Here is a 15,314-nt window from a genome sequence, read left to right on the forward strand (position 1 = left end):
GGCAGCAAACCGCGCGACGTGCAGGAAACGGGTTGTGCAGACCTTCCCTAAAGCCTTTTGAGGGGAGCTATGACTTTCGAGACGGAAGGATTCGCAGGCGCGAGCTCGGCAGCGCTACGCGCCGATCAGCGAAAGCGGCATAACACGTTGCTTGCGTTTGCGGACGAGTGCGCCGGCGTTGCACTGGAGATCGCGGGTCTGCTGACAACCGCAAAGAATAGGGGGCAACTTACTGTCGGCGCCTATTTTGCGCGTTGCGTAACCCACTATCAGGCCGCCATCACCCTGGCCGAATCTGGCATGACGCTCGAATCGCTTTCTCTATCGCGCGGATTGCTTGAAACCGTGTTCGTCATGCTCGCGGTCGCCGAGAACGCCGTCGCACCCCGCGAGCTTGCCGGCCACGACTATGCATCGAGAGTAAAGCACGCGAATACACTCCTGAATGCAAAGGATTATCCGAATGTCGAACAGTTTAAAGCTCAGTTACACGAATTTGTCGAGCAAGACGAAGGGTCGATGACCATTGATATGCGAGAATTTGCAAGACGAGGTAAAGCCCTCGGGACATACGATGGGTTGTATCGGCATCTATCGCATCACGCGGCACATCCATCGCTCTCTGCCGTGGACAATTACTTCGAGAAGCGAAACGACGGTTCCTTCGGTGTCAGGCTGAAACCGCTTCTCAATAAGACTCCGGCCGCTATCTTGACCGCAACCACAGGCATCTTGCTCGCCTGCTTCGCGTGCGAAAAAGTTGGCCTGGATACTGAGGAAACGCGCACGGTCTTGCAGTCGACGTGGGACAAGTGCCAGATGCTTGACCACCAGTATGGGCCATGGGCTTAATGCCATGAGAAAAGCGCTCGCGCAGTCGAGCGGGCAAGCACGGAAACGGATTGAGGAGATTATGGGTAAGTCGAACGAGCAACTTCTGACAGGCAACAACGCAAAGGAGACTATCGGCCTCCAGTTGAGGAACGTGGATTCCCTCAACAGGATTTTCGGATGCGCGGACATGTCTGGCGGCAAAGACGGCGCTGTCCCACACGGTTACGTGGAGCACCTGATTGGGCATCAAAAGTGGGACGCGGTGCGTTGCTACTTGAAACAAAATCGAATCCCATACAAGTGGCGGCCTGTGATCATCGGAGCCGAGTTTGAAGCCTGCAACGGCGCACGCTGGTAACTCTGAAAAGCGAATGACTCCATACACCGATTGGATTTCTATGTCTGTTTTGCCTGATTATGAAGGCCACTATGACGTTGAGATTGATGGGCGTGCAGCCGACGCCGAATACGTTGCCGGAAAGTGGAGTAAGGAAAGAGCTACGCGGTGGCGGGGCCGGCAAACACGGCTGCGGAAATCCGATGCGGAGAAACTGAAAGAGGCTCTAGCTAAGCGTCTTGATAGCCCAGCGTATCGCAATGAAGCGGTGCAAGCTGCATTGCTGCTTGCGCGTGCCGCGCAAGAGCGCGCCGCTCGCACAGGAAAGCACGCCGCTTTGAAAACGGCCTGTCGATTTTTCCATATCGCGGCCGGACTGAACGCGCCACTGCAAGCGCGCGATGAACAGTTTATGGCGGACTGGTGGACGCGGTTCAAGCCCGCACCAAAGGCGAAGGTGGAAGCCGAAGTAGAGGCATTTCGCAACGGCAAACCGGTTCGAGTGTTTTAGGTCGGAAAAGACAAAGCCATGAATCTTGAACGTGTCGCAGCAGTGCTGGCTGTGAACGAGCAATAGAGTTCGACACAAGACAATAGACTTTGGCACAAGCTCGCGTGGCTGCGACCGGGTTCGGCCGAGGGTGTGTCAAAACGCAAAAGCTCAAGGTTTTGACGGGTCACTTTACCCTTCCCGGCAAGCCACCAAGGCGTTGTAGGCCATTCTCGAAAGCCGAATTATTGAACGAGAGGCGCGAACCTGCGTTTTGACACACCCTCGGCCAGGAGCGGTCCACCACGCCAATTGTCCCGGACCACGTGACGCGACGCTACAAATGACCACCATTCCGCTGAATCGCCAGTTTTACGAATGGCAAGAAAAAAAAGAATCGCTCGCCTTTTCAAGGAATCGAACCGCTGCTGGCGTGTCGAATGGTTTGCTAAGCTGGCCCGAGCTGATTGCAAAGCGCCGCGTCGTTATCCTTGCTGAGGCCGGTAGTGGCAAGACCGAGGAACTGGCCGAGCAAGCACGCCAGCAGACAGCAGCAGGCAGGTTTGCTGTCTACGCGACTCTTCAAGATGTTGGCCGCGACGGGCTCGATAAGGCATTGCGGCTTGCTGACCGGCAGCGCTTGAATGCTTGGCGCAACAGCAGTGAACCAGGATGGTTTTTCATCGACTCCATCGACGAGGCGAAACTCGACAATATCCGCCTGGAAAGAGCGCTGCGGCAAATTGCCGAAGGGATTGCCGGAGGAGAGAGCCGCGCCCACATCGTTCTGTCCGGCCGTCATACCGATTGGGAATTCGCGCGCGATGCTCGGCGGCTGAACGACGAACTGCCACTGCCACATGACAACCCCGCCGAACCTCTCCCCGCACTTGAACCGCTGGTCCGCCGCGTCCTCCGTCACGAAAAACGCCCAGACCCGACGCCAGCCGAAACACCCCTGATCGTGGTGATGGCCCAGCTCGATACCGAGCAGGTGCGGACCTATGCCGCAGCCAAAAACGCCCCGAACCTCGATGGGCTGATGGCCGCCATTGAGGCCACGAGCCTATGGGGATACGCGCGCCGGCCGCTAGACTTGGACTGGATCGTGCGCTACTGGCGCAGCCACAGCCGCCTTGGCAGCTTCACCGAGATGACCGAAGTCGGCCTGCGTGAACGACTCCAGGAAACCGACCCGGAACGCGGCCGTCGGGATAGCCTCGACGCCGAGCGTGCCAAACACGGCTTGGAACGGATCGGCGCCGCCTTGGTGTTTGGCCGGCATACGACCGTCGCGATACCGGACAACGATGCTCGGCTTGAAACCGAACGAGCCCTAACCAAGATCGACGACGTGTTGCCGGACTGGCCCAGCGAAGATCGGATGAAGCTGCTGACGAGGCCGGCGTTCGACCCCGCAACCTTCGGTCGCGCCAGATTGCACAACGACAACGAAGGTGTGGTGCGCGCCTACTTGGCAGCACGTTGGCTGCAGCGCCTGCGGCAGGCCAATTTGCCGCAACGCCGACTGCATGATCTGCTCTTTTCACGGACCTATGAGGTCGAGCTGGTCAAGCCTTCGCTGTTGGAAACGGCGGCCTGGCTTGCCCTCTGGGATGAAAGCGTTGCCAGCGAGGTTGTGCGCCGCGCACCCTTTCTACTGTTCACCGCAGGAGACCCGGCAAGCCTCTCCCTTGAAACCAGGCAAACATTGTTGACGGCGCTGGTGGAGCGGATGCGCCGGGGGGAAGAAGTGCCACACCTGGATCTCAGTAGCCTTGCGCGATTTGCTCAGCCGGATATTGCGCCGGCGCTGCGTGCCATCTGGGCGGCAGACAAAGAACACGAGGAAATTCGCCGTTTCGTGCTGCGCCTGATCTGGCTGGGCAAGATCAAAGATTGTGCTGATGTGGCCATCGCCGCGTCGTTCGGCCAATACCAAGACCTCTACACCGCCATCACCGCCGGTCGTGCGCTGCTTGCTGCCGGTGATGAAAGCGCACACAAGGACTATGCCGACTACATCAAACTGCAGTGCGCATCAATTTCGCCAACGCTTGTCTGGGAAGCCGTCGATGACTTGTTCCCGCAACTGATCGGCGTCGATGACCTGCTGGCAATCCTGGCGGTCATTCACCTCGGTGACGCCGAGGGCGGTGGCTTCAGGTTCGACTGGGACGGGGCAAAGCTCGTCGAGCGGCTGATGAGCGCGGCCGACCTGACTCGATTGATCGAAGGGCTCTTGGAACAGCTAGAAGCGGAGCCGCAAGCGGGTATTGGCGAAAGGTCGCCAAGGGACGAGCAGTACGCTACGGCGCTCGGCGTGGCAGCACAGCGTCTGCTGGACTTGTCGCCAGACAATGTATCGCCAGTCGCAGCGATCGACGCAGCGCTGCGTATCGGCGATAGGCGTCATGATATGACGCAGCGGCAAATCAACAAGGCGGCCGATGCAGTCGAACTGTTGCATCGAACGCCGGAGCGCCGTCGCGCTGCCTTCTGGCAGGCTGCCGACCGACTGGGCAACCACAGAAATCTGATGGGACGCCCGTTGCTCCACTCGTTCCAGATGAAGTTTCTTGGCTGGCCGCCTGGGCTGGTGCTCGACGACATTGACTGGCTTCTGACCGACGGTGCATCTCGGACGCGCGCTACTGAGCGGCAACTGGCCATCAATGCTGCTCTCAATCTCTGGTTCACGGCTGGCGAGCCCGAGGCGTTGAAGGCACGCATTGCCGGCGTCGCCGCGGCGGACGCCGATATGCAAGCGGCCTATGTTGAATCGATGACACCACGCACCAAGTCGGCGGAAGAAATCAAGAGCGAGGAAGAATTGGCAGAGACCGTGCGGGCAGGCGAAAGCGCACGGTCCGAGCGGGAGCAGTCTTGGATCGCCTTCATCGCCGACATGCGGGCAAATCCGGCGCAACTGCGTCAGTTGCAGCCCACCACAGCAACGGGCATTGATAAGCGGATTTACGACCTTTGGCAGTTGCTGCGTGAGGCCACCAGTAGCAGTTCGCGTTACGCGATCGACAGTGTTGCGCCCATTGCGGAACTGGCCGGCGAGGAAGTCGCGGCAGCATTTGCCGCCGGGCTTGCCGAAATCTGGCGGGCTTGGAAACCGACGCTACACAGCGCCCGCCCGCCTGGCGAACGCAACCAAATCGGCATGATTGATTGCCTGGGCATCGCCGGGGTTTCGATTGAAGCGGCAGGGCGGACAGACTGGGCGCTGCACCTGGCAGAAGAGCAGGCAATTCATGCCGCTGAGTACGCGACGCTGGAGATCAACGGCTTTCCCGATTGGATTGCAGCACTGGCAGCAGCATGGCCCACCGCGGTAGAGAAGGTGTTGGCCCAGGAGGCGGCAAGCGAGCTAGACGACCCCACGCCGGGAGTTCACTACCAAACCCTGGAGGCCATCAGCCGAAGCGACGAAAGCCTTGTCCGCCTGATGTCGCCCACCCTGTTGCGCGAACTGCAGGCGCGATCGGACTTGAACCGCGTTGCACTGCGTCCGATGCTGTTCATCCTCAAGCACGGCTTACCTGTAGACGCAAGGCAGGCGTTCTGCACATTGGTGCTTGACAGATTTCAGTCTTCGATGGACCCACAAGTCAGCGCGCAATACCTGGGTGCCGCATATGCGATCAACGCACAAGGTGCGACGGACACCCTGATGGCAAAGCTCGATCTGTTGGGTGAGGCTGAGAAGACAGCGCTCGTCGAACGCGTGCTGCCCCAGATATTCGGTTCGCACTGGTCGCGCTCTGCACCGTCGAACATGCATCTCGATGTAGCAACACTGGAGCATCTGGTCATCCTGGCGTATCGCATGGTGCGGGTAGAAGAGGACAATGATCGCGATAACAAGGGTGTGTATTCGCCAGACGAACGCGACGAGGCGCAAGGAGCACGTTCAGGCGCATTTAACGCTTTGGTCAGCACACCGGGGCATGCCACCTATGCCGCCATCCTGCGCTTGATGGATACACCCAATTTCCCGGTGGCTCGTTCACGCCTGCACGCGCTGGCACAAGAACGGGCGGCCAATGACGCGGAGCACGCAGCCTGGCGCGCAGATGAGCCGCTCCGCGTTGAGCAACGGTTTGAACGGCCGCCGGTGACAGGTCGAGAGCTGCAATTTGTGGCGCTGCAGCGATTGGAAGACCTGCAACACGATCTCGTCCACGGCGACTTCCAGCAAGGCGCAACCCTGAGCGCACGGCCTGACGAACCCGCTGTGCAGAACTGGATGGCGGATAGGCTGAGGCAGGTACAGGGAACCGCCTATTCGATCGAGCGCGAAGTGCGCGTTGCAGGTGAGAAGGAACCAGACCTGCGTTTCAGGGCGAAAGCCAGCGATGCCAATGTGGCCACTGAAATCAAGATCGCGGAAAGTTGGACGATGCAACAGCTTGAGGACGCGCTGGTCGTCCAGCTATGCGGCCAATATCTGCGCGGCCGGGATGGCCGCGAAGGCATCCTTCTCCTGGTGCATCAGGAACCGCGACCAAAGGGCTGGGAACTGCCCGACGGCACCTATCTGAAGTTTGAAGCGGTGGTGCAGCGGCTGTGTGCTTTGGCGATGCGCATCCGAAGCGAATCGTCAACGGGCCCGCAGCCTGAAATCTGCGTCGTGGATGTCTCTAGCTGCGCTCGCGCCGTCAAACGCCGCCGATCGGCCCCCAAGCGGTCTGCAAAGGCTAACCGGGAACCTTCCGCATAGGGGTCGAAAGCGCTCCTCCAATGAGGACGCAGAGTGACTTGAGAGGTGACGTGTCAATGCAAGCTGGGGGGCGCCCGACGCGTGTCTAATAGGTTGTTTCAAACTCTATTGGTCGTTCACAAAAGATTGATAACAGGAGTAACCATGAGCCTCGCAAAATTTGAAGTAACCGCCTACGAAGGCCAGCCCGGGCATTCACGATTCGATCGTCTCCATACCATTATTGGCTATGTTTGTGGCCGGCTGGACGCGACAGGCATACAGAAGCCGCTAGAAGAACTCGACGCTACGATTACGAAGATTCACGATCACAAAGGGACGCTGGAAGTTCACTGGCAAAGCGCGGAGGCAGCGTTTAAGCTTGGGCAGTTATTCATCGATGCGTGGACGCAAATCGGCTGGGAGCCGTTGCTCGATTTCCACCTGCCTGATGGAACGGTTGTTTCTCTGCACGTTCGCTAAACAGGACGGAAAAAGGGGAGAACAAAGCCATGCATCCAGTTGCCGCGATTCTGTGGATTGGTACGTTGGTGATTACCGGTGCCATCGTATTCGGGCTCGCGCACGTAATACAACGGCAAGGGCGTCAAGTGGAAAACCAGCACATTTGAGACTCCGGCACAGGCGATTGCTGCGATCGACGGATACTCCCGGTAGGACGAAAAGATTCACGCACGGTCAAGCCCCGAACGGTCGGATGCCATCACGAACAACGACAATCAACCAATGATAAAACCCGCATTACTGTTGATCGCTATCTCGCTTGCTGCCGTCTCCTCAAGTGATGCGTTTGCACACAGTCGCGAGTGGTACGCGGCGAATCTACCGGAAGCTAAAGCAACGAACGAACGGTGCCTGGCTCGCCTGAAGACTGAAGGGACGCTACCTAAGGAAGACATGGACGAGTGTCAACGCGCCAGCACGGCGATCGTTCACACGACCACTTTTACTCCGAGTAAGTCTGTCTCGTATTGAAACGGAAAGGACCAAGGGGCGAACGACATGGATCCACTGACTGCACTGCGCGTGGTGGTGGACGGCAACGCGGCCGCCGCGCACGCGGCAACGAGCGAGTCCCGGAAGTTGCTGCACTTGACGGTGCAACTGATCGAATCTCAGGCCGGCAACGTTATTCCTGTCGGCCAATTGTGGATGAACGATGCGCAGGTGCTAGCGCGCAAGTTCTATTACCACATCACGTCGCTGCACGTGCTGGCGCAGCCTGTCGAGGTCGTGATGCCGCAGGCTTCGGCGTTGCACATCGATCATGGTTCGGTCTTGATTCTGGCGCGGGCGGCCTTGGAGACCTATCTGACGTTTGCGCACGTATTTGGGTGTAGCGACCCCGATCTGCGGGAATTTCGCCACTTGACATGGCATTGCGCGGGGTTGCTGGACCGGCAGGAGCTACAGGCGAGCGCGCGCAAAGCGGAGAACAGGCAGAAGCTGACGGACGAAAGAGCGGCCATCGAGACGCTACGCGCCGCGATGCAGGCTCATGGCCGGTGGGAGCAGCATCCTGCGAAAGACCGCAAGGCGTTCCTGAAGGGGGACTGGCGCGCGGGGCGTGGGTGGACTGCGATCGGAGTCGAGGCCGGGTTCCACCCGGTTCACATCCGCGATCTCTACAGTTACCAGTGCGGTTACTCGCATGCGAGCTGGTTGAGTATCCTCCAGGTCCGGGATGCCAGCGGGCTCGCTCAGCAAGCCACTATGGCCGCTACGTCTGTAAGTACTGTATGTGTGCTGATGAGCTTCTTCGCGCATCACTACGTCGCGCTCTTTCCCGAGGCGGAGCAAGTCTTGGCCGCGCAGCCGGCGGCGACCGCGCTAGTAAGGAAGTGGTATCTGAGTGCCGAGCGCATCGCCGGCCAGTACGAGCGCGACTAACAGAAGAAAAAGCGTGCACCGGCGCGCGATAACGAAAACAGGAAAGTTAGATGGAGGCCGATCTATTGAAGAGAGTCGCCTATGGGCTCAACATCGTCTCAGCCGTTGCAGCATTCACTGCTGCCGGTTTGTGGTTTTGGTCCACGCGCGTCGAGGTTGAGTATGTCGAGCCAACTGCAGTCGAGGGGTGGATTCCCGGCAGCATTACCTTCGATAAGGACAACGGTACGAGAATCGACCCTTTCGCGACTGGCGTTGAGCAAGCACGCTGGAGCCGTTGGGCGGCCCTGGCAGCGAGCGCCGCAGCGCTTTTCCAAGGCATTGCTGCGATCTTAGCTAAGACGTAGGAAAAGCGCGGTGCCTGTAGCCGTCATGTACCACGCGAGATGCGATGCGACTGTTCAAGCTGCGGCAGATCGCGCGCCGCGAGAGTCAAATTTGAAGAATATCCACCGGCAGACCCATGGAACCCCCTTTCAAGAAGAACACTCTCAGGGCGCTGATCGATCGGGTTTTCGGAGCGCGCATTCCGGCCGAGCTCATCGCCATTGGACAGTTACAGCAAAAAATCCGCAAACACGGTCCTTTCAAACTGCCAGGCACCAAGGCCGAGCACCATTATTTCTGCCACGTGCTGGCCGGAGTACTCGAGTCAATCCCTGAACTCCCTGACTTTTCCGACGACAACAAGATTGCGGTCATGTCTGATTACGGTGGTGAGCATGGCGATGCGCGTTACAGCACGTATTCGTTCCTGTTCGTCGCACTGGACAAGAACGGCCCTTTCCAGACGCACATGCAGGCGCTGCGGCAAAAGCACAAGATTCACGATCCCTACAGTGAGTTCAAATACAAAGACCTCAAATACGGGCCGCGGAGCCGCGCGCTGCCCGAGTACCTAGAGCTAATCGACAACCTCATCCACGGAGCCGTCGTCACTGTAGCGATCGACAAGAGGATCAGTTCGGTCTTCGGTATGACCAAAAGTGAGGCACACGCATCGATTGCAAAGCAGCTCGAAGAGGGTGGATTCGGAAAATGGACCGGCCACGTCGGCGAGAAAGTCCTGCGCGTGCTGCATATTCTCGCGGCGTTTACGGCGGCGATAACATATGACCAACAGCGCCTACTCTGGTACAGCGATACCGACCAAATCAACGAAGACGCCAAGGACCGGTCATTTGCCGACACGCAAAAACTGTTCGGGAGCATCGGCGCGATGTACATGACGCACGGTTTCGACGTTATTGGGTTCGGAAAATCGTTTTTGGAGAAGGGTTATCTTGACGATCTGCTGAGCGTGCCTGATCTCGCCGCCGGCATGTTGCAAGATCTTTTGACGGCGGAAGACACTGGAAATGACATCCCTGGCGGGTACGAAAAACTGGCGGTGCTGAAGTGGCTTGCAACGCCGGCCACGTTTCTGTCTAAGATCCATGTGCGCATCGCCAGCAAAGACGACGGCACGTATGAAGGCCATACTCTTACGCTCGAGCCAAAATGGTGATCGCCCAGCAGACCCGCGGGACGTACGCCACACCCATTGCCGATGCGAGCGCAGAGAAATCTTCGAACGGATTCGGTACCGGGCATCTTGAGACGAATTTGCCGACCGCCGTGACGCTGGGGTACCTGCGGAGATTGAGAGAACTAAATCTCGTACGGGTATGCGGACGGCGGACGTTTCAAATTTACTTGCTGGAATGTCTGCAAAATTCGTTCGTGTGACTTCAGCGCGGCCAGTTTTTTTGACTTTTCTACTGTAGACAGCTATTGATAAAACCGGTTTTCGATAGTCACCTGAAAGATAGGTTGCCACTGCCGATGGCCTGAAGTGGACCCGCGATGCCTTACTTCTTGCTTGCCGGCTTCTTGCTTTCCGGTCGACGCACGATCAAGCCGCAAAGCAAAAGGGCCGCAAGTGCAACCAGATACGCGGCGCCAACCTGGTTGGTTTGCAGTGCGTGCAGCACGGTCGGCAGGTAGTTAACCAGATCGGTAACGTTGATTTCGATTTTCATATGCGGCTTCGCAAGGTTTGTCGCGTGTATAGCCAATCTCGCGTCATGACATCAAACACGCCAGAATCGTCCTGCCTGACTGCTACTTTGCAGTGTCACGGCACTCGCCCGTCAAGGTACGCCGCCGCTTCCAGGCCAGCCGCCATGGGAAACGGTGTCCGTCGAGGAGGGCTTCCCGTATTTGTGCGTGCATGGTCATCTCCTTTTCTTCGGTTCCGCTGTCTGCTGAAGCCAGTAAGCCATATTTCCAGGCCGGGTTAAACGCCCCACGTGTCCCAGAACGTCCCAACTTGGGCCTCTTATGTTCGTGACGACGTGGCATGCGCCTCAGGATCGTGCATGTGTAACGCCATGTCCAATCCGGCGAATCACGGGAAAACGCCGCGATTCGCGGAACGCAACGTCCGATTTTTTTTATTTTTGGGGACGACTACACCCACATATTCCAGTCGACGCCTTGGTCGCGGGGACGTGACAAGGATCCTCGGATCGCTAGCGTACGCTTTCGTCCGGGCCGTAAACAGATCGCGCGGGTAGCAGGGTAGTCCAGTCCGAGGTTGGGACGTTCTGGGACACGAAAGCGTTGTTGTCGAGATACGAAGTACTGTACAAAAAAACAGTGCCCAGCTATACTCCCGTCGTGGGGCAGAATTGCGCCCAGAACAGTTGGTCAGAATGCTGATAGCGCCGTGCGCGCAGGCTCGTTTCCCGGCAGGGAAATCGGAGCGTTGGCAGAGTACACGTAGCAACCAGATTCACCAGAGCCCCGGGAAAGCGGCTCACCCACCTTAGTGGAAGCGCTCGTCCGGACAAAACCCGCATCGCGAAGGCCTGCGGGTTTTTGCGTTAACGCACTGTGTTTTCTAACGAAGCCCAACTCGGCCAGAAACCGACGGGCTTTTTTTTCGCCCGGAATTTTGATTAGGAAGCCGACATGAGAAAAGAAGCAACTGACATCATCAACGCATGCATCAACCTGGTGACGCAGCTTGACGCTCACCCGACAGGAGGCGCCTTGTTCATCGCTGCACTCGCCATGGTGATGCTCGTTGTCGTGGTCCTCTGTCTGTCGGGACCACGGCCTCCAAAGTCGTCGTGACCAGGGCGCGCCGTCAGCTAGATACGTAGGGCGCGAAGCATCCGCTATATGTGGATCCGCTCTACCGCATCCAGGCTGATGTCGTCGCGACGCCGATCGTAATGCTGTGTGGTGCGCGTCGATGCATGGTTCGCCATTACCGCGCACTTTCGAGCGTGCCGCCGTTCTTGAGGTAGGCGGTGATGCCGGTCGCGCGGAACGTGTGGTTGCCGATGCCCGCTGCGATCGCCCGGCGCCGGACCATCGCGTACGCGTTCGCCTGCAGCAGCGGCGTGGTGCCGAACTGGCCCGTGCCGCATCGAATCGTGCGGAACAATGGTCCCTTTGGATCACTGACGATGCCAGTGCCGTCGAGTTACACATGCAGGTACACCTCCAGTGTGTGGTGACAGGGCATCTCGTGCCGCTTGCCGCCTTTCTCACGCAGGCGAACCCAGAGGCGCCGCTGCTGTGTGCGGCACGATATGGCCGACCACTAGCCAGTCAAACAGGTGGCGGATCGCGGCCAGGTGCTGCTTGACGGTCGGTGCCGACAGCGTCTGCGTCTACAGCTCGATCCGGCTCGCGACGTGCAGCGGCTGCACGGAGGTGATTGATGCGACGCCCGCCTGGGCGTATCAGGCGAGAAAGTCACCGGCCGTGCGCGCATAGGCGCGCCGCGTGTGCAGATTGCGGATCGCTGACGCGAAAAACTCCAGGAAGCGGATGCCGGCGCGTTCGCCAGCGGCCGTGACGAGCGCCGGGGTCGGAAGGGGGGGGAGAGCGATCAGCTGGTTCATGGCGCGGCCCGCCTTGCGGCTGCCCGTGCATCGACGATGCCCAGCAGGTGACTCGCAAGCACGATCATTTCGACCGCTTCGCGCGCCGTGTCGATCGGCACGTTGCGGTGTGAATGCGGGTTCTTGTACGAGCCGATCGCGCCAGCAAAAAGTGCGGCCAGTGCCTCCTGTTCGCCTGTGTCCTTGGTATGGTCAGCCAGAGGTCCGGCATTCGGAGCAAAGGCTCTCCGCATCATCGGCACGCCATGCTCGGCGGCCGGATAGCCAGCAGCGGTCCTCACCGCGATCTCGACAGCGCGCATCGCCTCGAACACCGCAGTTGGATAGGCGCCACGCATGAAGGACAGCCATACATCGTTCGCGATCGCTTGGTGCAGCAGGTCTTTCGGCAGCAGGCGCGCAGTCCGGTAGTCGGTAAAGGCTGCCTCATTCTCGAACCGCCGCGCGCGGCGGCTCAGGTGCCGGAAACCATTCTGGCCGTTGACGCCTTCTGCCGGAACGATCAGCGCCTGTGCCTCGAGCCAGGCCAGCGCCTCCGCAATCGCCAGATCCACTTCGTCACGGCGGTTTTGGGGGTACTGTGGCCGACCGGCCAATGCCGCGTGGTGGTCCCACGCTTCCGAGCGCAGCGTGCCGACGTTGAACGTCCGGTGTTCGCCCCGGGCGCGCAGCAGCAACAGCATCTTGCCGGCAAGCTCCTCGGGCTCGAGCTCGAGCAGCACTTCGACCTCAGGAATCTCGGTTGGCAGTTCGGTCATCGGCTCGCCCGTCCTATATGTGATAAAGGACATTATCATGTTCAGAAACTGCTCGACCTGTGATTCAGCTGCACGGTGGTTAAGGTTCGAGGGGTCTTCCGTCTGATTTTGAGGCACGACGAAATTAGTGCAGCGGTCAGCCTACGCTTTGTGGCATCCGTTCGCGGGTGAGGGTGATCGACCGACTTTTTGTCACGAGCCAGTAAGAGGGAAGAGCGCTTATTGAACGGACCACAAGACGCGAGTCATGCGTGCACCGACGCTGGGGAATTTAATCGTGAAAGAGGCGCACAATAATTTGGTTTCCTAAATTTTACATAAGCAAAGTTGTCAATGAAACATAGTCATAGCACGAAGTCGCAGGGCCGTTTCAACGCGCGGTGGAGATAGTGGCTCATCCACATCAACCCCTGAGCGCCCGGAAAGTTGGCCCAGATCCACAAGGCCCAGTCGCGCGTGCGCGGACAGTCGGTCTTGTCGCCGTCGAACAGGTCTGATGGTGCCAAGCCTGGAGCGCGCAGGCCGGTCGCCGTCAGATTTGCCAGCTTTAGCGACGGCAGCCTGACCTCGCTCAGGTGTAGGTGGGATGTACGATCTCATTCCAGGTCGTGCTGGTAGCCCGTTGATGGGATCGGAACGTCGTGCAACACCACCTCCATGATCGCCTCTCTCGGCGAGTCAGCTGCATAGACCGTCGGAATGATTTTCCCGTTATCAAGTCGGTGCAACGGGCTAAACCGCGCATTCCCCGAGCCGGACGTGTTGTAGGCGTCCGGTGTGTAATGCCCAGTTTTTGGGTCGAACGGGTGAACCCGATACCACTTTAGTGACGGAAGGGTTGAAAGCGTGAATGACAACGGCGGCGGCGGATGCTGTGTACTACCCATGCACCGCTCCTGCCACGTGATCCCGCGCGGCCTCGATCACGGCCAAGGGGCTTGTTGCCAGGACCTCACGAGGACGCTTCCCATGAAGCATGCTGTTCGTCGACTCGAACCACGAGGCAATCCGGAACGGTGTGTAGCCTTCGAGGACCTTCAGGATCTCGGCCACTGCAGGAATCGGGTTGCCGAGATCATCAAAAATGTACCTCGGGTACAAGGTCTGGCCCGCCCGCTCGATGGCAAAAACCTTGCCTTCCTTCTTCCACCGACTCGTTACAGCATGCAGATTCGTGGCATCCGGATTCTGCTGCTTGCCGACCATCTGAGCCGTCAACCACGTGGTTCCGTCCAGCACAGTTGCGACCGCCTTAGCTTCCATCTCGGCACGCGATGGCGTCATCAGCCTGACCGGTGACGCATCGACGAGACCTTGCAGGACACTATCTTCCTGCTCGTTGATTCGCCGGCGTACCTTGCGAGTCAGCTCTACCTTCGTGTGCTCCGACAGGCCACCGCCCAAGTCTTCCAATCCGTCGAGAATTGCAGTCGCAGCAGCACGTGTCGCGTCCAGCGCCATTACGATCCGGCCGATGTCACCGACGCCTCCCGCGGTCTGGGATCCGAACGCCAACGCGGCCATGTTTGCGGGGGCCATCGTTTCGGCACTTGAACGTCCTCTAGCCATTGCGTACTCGATATTGAGCAATGTGATAGTTTCAGTGTATATCACAAGTCTAACATTTCAAGTATCTGCCTCAAAATGCTGCCCGAGGGTAACTCGCATACAACCCGTTGGGGCTGCCAGAAGTCGCCACAATAGAGACTTAACGTGATTCCTTCAGAAATGCCACGAGGCCATCGACGCGTTCTGTTTTCGACGTGAACCGTTTAGAAAAGACGGCGACGGCATTTCTGAACGATTTCTGTCGAATTTTTATAACAGTTTCTGTGAATGCACTCTGGAATGTTCCGTATTTAGTTCCGGCCGCTACAAGCAGATCAACGACGGGCTTTGGACCCGCGCTGAAGGGCATCTGCCGCGTCGTTGGACGCGTCACGCTCGGGGGGCGACCCTAACGTGCCATATCGGGAAGCCACTTTCTCCGCCAGTATCTGGCCACTCGGTAGATAGGCAATCGACGGAACTAAATTTTCAACGTTCTTGCAGAACGGAACTAAATTTTAGGAGATGCTGCGTAGACACGCGCAGCGTCGGTGCCGCGTGGCAATTTGGCGTTGAATTTCGGAAGTAAATATTAGGAAACGCTGCATTGCAGGGTTTCCCTAAAATTACTTCCGAGAACGTCCAAAATTTAGTTCCCCGCGCTGCCGGCTCCGTAATCCCGCAGGGAACCGGCAAGCATACCGAGACCAGAACACGACATTTCTAAATGGCTGGAACACGACATTTCTATAAAGCTACTACACACTTAATTGTTGATTCTTGGTACCTATGGCGTGGTGTTGCGTTGGTGTGGTTTTTCCGATTT

Annotated in this window: 14 protein-coding genes and 1 pseudogene; 9 read left to right on the forward strand and 6 right to left on the reverse strand. The window is 58.3% G+C overall.

What is annotated here, in order from left to right; genetic code table 11:
* Positions 1 to 69 precede the first annotated feature (69 nt).
* From M0D67_RS41055 to M0D67_RS41090, 8 genes are all read left to right on the forward strand, one after another.
* The gene (locus M0D67_RS41055; protein ID WP_266243364.1) at positions 70 to 852 is read left to right on the forward strand and encodes a DUF5677 domain-containing protein; all 783 of its coding nucleotides are present in this window, start codon (positions 70 to 72) and stop codon (positions 850 to 852) included.
* 4 nt (positions 853 to 856) lie between these two features.
* Positions 857 to 1,192 carry a hypothetical protein gene (locus M0D67_RS41060; protein ID WP_266243367.1) on the forward strand — a complete coding sequence of 112 codons (336 nt, stop codon included), beginning with the start codon at positions 857 to 859 and terminating at the stop codon, positions 1,190 to 1,192.
* A gap of 13 nt (positions 1,193 to 1,205) precedes the next feature.
* Positions 1,206 to 1,682 (forward strand): hypothetical protein, encoded by a 477-nt coding sequence (locus tag M0D67_RS41065; protein ID WP_266243370.1) that lies wholly within the window; start codon positions 1,206 to 1,208, stop codon positions 1,680 to 1,682.
* Between the two features lie 322 nt (positions 1,683 to 2,004).
* The gene (locus M0D67_RS41070) at positions 2,005 to 6,393 is read left to right on the forward strand and encodes a hypothetical protein (protein ID WP_266243372.1); all 4,389 of its coding nucleotides are present in this window, start codon (positions 2,005 to 2,007) and stop codon (positions 6,391 to 6,393) included.
* A 144-nt stretch (positions 6,394 to 6,537) separates the two neighbouring features.
* The gene (locus tag M0D67_RS41075) at positions 6,538 to 6,855 is read left to right on the forward strand and encodes a hypothetical protein (protein ID WP_266243374.1); all 318 of its coding nucleotides are present in this window, start codon (positions 6,538 to 6,540) and stop codon (positions 6,853 to 6,855) included.
* Positions 6,856 to 7,395: 540 nt separating this feature from the next.
* The gene (locus M0D67_RS41080) at positions 7,396 to 8,283 is read left to right on the forward strand and encodes a hypothetical protein (RefSeq protein WP_266243377.1); all 888 of its coding nucleotides are present in this window, start codon (positions 7,396 to 7,398) and stop codon (positions 8,281 to 8,283) included.
* Between the two features lie 50 nt (positions 8,284 to 8,333).
* Positions 8,334 to 8,630, forward strand: coding sequence for a hypothetical protein (locus M0D67_RS41085; RefSeq protein ID WP_266243380.1), 297 nt, complete (start codon positions 8,334 to 8,336; stop codon positions 8,628 to 8,630).
* A gap of 116 nt (positions 8,631 to 8,746) precedes the next feature.
* Positions 8,747 to 9,790 carry a hypothetical protein gene (locus tag M0D67_RS41090; RefSeq protein WP_266243382.1) on the forward strand — a complete coding sequence of 348 codons (1,044 nt, stop codon included), beginning with the start codon at positions 8,747 to 8,749 and terminating at the stop codon, positions 9,788 to 9,790.
* Positions 9,791 to 10,133: 343 nt separating this feature from the next.
* Here M0D67_RS41090 and M0D67_RS41095 read toward each other — a convergent pair whose 3' ends face one another.
* Complete coding sequence (locus tag M0D67_RS41095; protein WP_266243384.1) at positions 10,134 to 10,304, reverse strand: hypothetical protein; 171 nt, start codon at positions 10,302 to 10,304, stop codon at positions 10,134 to 10,136.
* A gap of 934 nt (positions 10,305 to 11,238) precedes the next feature.
* Between M0D67_RS41095 and M0D67_RS41100 the strand changes: the two genes are divergently transcribed.
* The gene (locus M0D67_RS41100; protein WP_266243386.1) at positions 11,239 to 11,403 is read left to right on the forward strand and encodes a hypothetical protein; all 165 of its coding nucleotides are present in this window, start codon (positions 11,239 to 11,241) and stop codon (positions 11,401 to 11,403) included.
* Positions 11,404 to 11,447: 44 nt separating this feature from the next.
* Here the strand turns inward: M0D67_RS41100 and M0D67_RS41105 are convergent.
* The 5 genes and pseudogenes from M0D67_RS41105 to M0D67_RS41125 form a co-directional block, all read right to left on the reverse strand.
* Positions 11,448 to 12,182: pseudogene (locus M0D67_RS41105) on the reverse strand (site-specific integrase).
* Positions 12,179 to 12,904 (reverse strand): TIGR02391 family protein, encoded by a 726-nt coding sequence (locus M0D67_RS41110; RefSeq protein WP_266243389.1) that lies wholly within the window; start codon positions 12,902 to 12,904, stop codon positions 12,179 to 12,181. The pseudogene M0D67_RS41105 and the gene M0D67_RS41110 overlap by 4 nt, the downstream one beginning before the upstream one ends.
* 380 nt (positions 12,905 to 13,284) lie before the next feature.
* Positions 13,285 to 13,446, reverse strand: coding sequence for a hypothetical protein (locus M0D67_RS41115; protein WP_266243392.1), 162 nt, complete (start codon positions 13,444 to 13,446; stop codon positions 13,285 to 13,287).
* Between the two features lie 90 nt (positions 13,447 to 13,536).
* Positions 13,537 to 13,827, reverse strand: coding sequence for an RES family NAD+ phosphorylase (locus M0D67_RS41120; protein ID WP_266243394.1), 291 nt, complete (start codon positions 13,825 to 13,827; stop codon positions 13,537 to 13,539).
* Positions 13,820 to 14,464 (reverse strand): hypothetical protein, encoded by a 645-nt coding sequence (locus M0D67_RS41125; RefSeq protein WP_266243396.1) that lies wholly within the window; start codon positions 14,462 to 14,464, stop codon positions 13,820 to 13,822. The genes M0D67_RS41120 and M0D67_RS41125 overlap by 8 nt, the downstream gene beginning before the upstream one ends.
* Positions 14,465 to 15,314 lie beyond the last annotated feature (850 nt).

The organism is Paraburkholderia sp. SECH4 (assembly GCF_030511745.1).
Lineage (GTDB): Bacteria > Pseudomonadota > Gammaproteobacteria > Burkholderiales > Burkholderiaceae > Paraburkholderia > Paraburkholderia madseniana.

What these genes read in the sequence shown, in the direction of transcription:
- M0D67_RS41055 (WP_266243364.1), top strand. Translation starts at nt 70, where the DNA reads ATGACTTTCGAGACGGAAGGATTCGCAGGCGCGAGCTCGGCAGCGCTA.
- M0D67_RS41060 (WP_266243367.1), top strand. Translation starts at nt 857, where the DNA reads ATGAGAAAAGCGCTCGCGCAGTCGAGCGGGCAAGCACGGAAACGGATT.
- M0D67_RS41065 (WP_266243370.1), top strand. Translation starts at nt 1,206, where the DNA reads ATGACTCCATACACCGATTGGATTTCTATGTCTGTTTTGCCTGATTAT.
- M0D67_RS41070 (WP_266243372.1), top strand. Translation starts at nt 2,005, where the DNA reads ATGACCACCATTCCGCTGAATCGCCAGTTTTACGAATGGCAAGAAAAA.
- M0D67_RS41075 (WP_266243374.1), top strand. Translation starts at nt 6,538, where the DNA reads ATGAGCCTCGCAAAATTTGAAGTAACCGCCTACGAAGGCCAGCCCGGG.
- M0D67_RS41080 (WP_266243377.1), top strand. Translation starts at nt 7,396, where the DNA reads ATGGATCCACTGACTGCACTGCGCGTGGTGGTGGACGGCAACGCGGCC.
- M0D67_RS41085 (WP_266243380.1), top strand. Translation starts at nt 8,334, where the DNA reads ATGGAGGCCGATCTATTGAAGAGAGTCGCCTATGGGCTCAACATCGTC.
- M0D67_RS41090 (WP_266243382.1), top strand. Translation starts at nt 8,747, where the DNA reads ATGGAACCCCCTTTCAAGAAGAACACTCTCAGGGCGCTGATCGATCGG.
- M0D67_RS41095 (WP_266243384.1), bottom strand. Translation starts at nt 10,304, where the DNA reads ATGAAAATCGAAATCAACGTTACCGATCTGGTTAACTACCTGCCGACC.
- M0D67_RS41100 (WP_266243386.1), top strand. Translation starts at nt 11,239, where the DNA reads ATGAGAAAAGAAGCAACTGACATCATCAACGCATGCATCAACCTGGTG.
- M0D67_RS41120 (WP_266243394.1), bottom strand. Translation starts at nt 13,827, where the DNA reads ATGGGTAGTACACAGCATCCGCCGCCGCCGTTGTCATTCACGCTTTCA.
- M0D67_RS41125 (WP_266243396.1), bottom strand. Translation starts at nt 14,464, where the DNA reads ATGGCCGCGTTGGCGTTCGGATCCCAGACCGCGGGAGGCGTCGGTGAC.